2 protein-coding genes are annotated in these 1,185 nt (G+C 69.5%); both read right to left on the minus strand.

Features of this window, described 5'->3' with window-relative positions; translation table 11 throughout:
- Positions 1-761: hypothetical protein (locus E1261_RS44835; protein WP_132416480.1), on the minus strand; the 761-nt coding region annotated here is incomplete at its 3' end.
- Positions 762-917: 156 nt separating this feature from the next.
- A partial coding sequence (locus tag E1261_RS44840; RefSeq protein ID WP_132416482.1) for an HIT family protein occupies positions 918-1,185 on the minus strand: 268 nt, incomplete at its 5' end.

The following is a 1,185-nucleotide window of genomic DNA, read 5'->3' on the forward strand; positions in this document are numbered from 1 at the left end:
GTTACGTGGGGCTGGGTGCGGCGGAGGACTTGGACGACCTGTACGGCGGCGTCGCACGGGCGGCCGGTGATGTCGAACCAGCCGTACCGCAGCGTTGCTTCGCCCCGTAGGGTCGCGCGGTTGTCGCGGTCGAGGTCACGCCACCGCTGGCGCGGTACCAGGTGGAGCCGGCCGTCCAGCTCGACCTGCAATCCCGGGTAGAAGACGTCGGTGAACTCGTGGTCCACCGCGCGCTGCCGTTCGCCGGTCGGTAGACCGTGGCGGCGTTCGACATCGCGCTGATAACGCAGCTCGAGCAGCGAGTGGGATCCGGCCGCCACGTCGGCGATGATCGGTCGCAACGACCCGCGATGCCGCAACCGCGGCCGCTCGTCCAGCGCGGCCAACAGGTCCGCCGCGCTCACTCGGCCGCTCTGGCATGCCTCGGCAACTGCTGCGGCCGCCTGATCCACAGACCGCGATACCGCAACGACGTCCAGTACGGCGTGCGCCGCCGTACGCCGAGGTGGTGAGACCGCAGCGAGACGATCCGCCCAGCGCCTGTCACGGTGAATCACGATCCCGGGCGGGGACTCGATCCGCCGGTGTTCGGGGATCGTCACGTAGACGGGCCGATCGTCACGCGGCTTCATCAGTCCGAGCTGTTCTGCCGCGGTGTAATGGCTCCACGCCGCATTCGGTCCGGCGTAGAGCAGGGCAGCGAGGATGCGGCCGTCGTACCCGATCGGTCCGGTATGGGTGGCGTAGACCGTCGGGTGCACGAACTGCCAGTCGCGCGCGGAGTGGCCGCCTGATTCGCTCCACCGCGTCGGACGCCCTGTGGATAACCAGACGTCTGGCCGTTTTGCGGAGTCCGGCTGCCAGTCCGTGGCAGTGCCGCTCCGCAAAGACGCTCGCGGCCCCGCTCGGGGCAGGCGTTACACCAGCTGCGTGGCGACGGACTTGATGTCGTCCATGTCGCCGGCGTGCGGTTGCCAGGGGAGGACCATCGGGTCGTTGGGGTAGCGGGGGATGACGTGGAGGTGGGTGTGGAAGACGGATTGCCAGGCGTCGGGGCCGATGCAGCTGAGGAGGTTGGCGCCGGTGGCGTCGTCCAGGCGGTCGATGACGCGCGTGATGAGGGACTGGGCGAGGAGGGTCATCGCGGTGAGGTCCTCGGGGGCCGTTTCGCGCAGGTCGGTGGAG

Origin of the sequence: Kribbella albertanoniae (genome assembly GCF_004348455.1) — a bacterium.
GTDB lineage: Bacteria > Actinomycetota > Actinomycetes > Propionibacteriales > Kribbellaceae > Kribbella > Kribbella albertanoniae.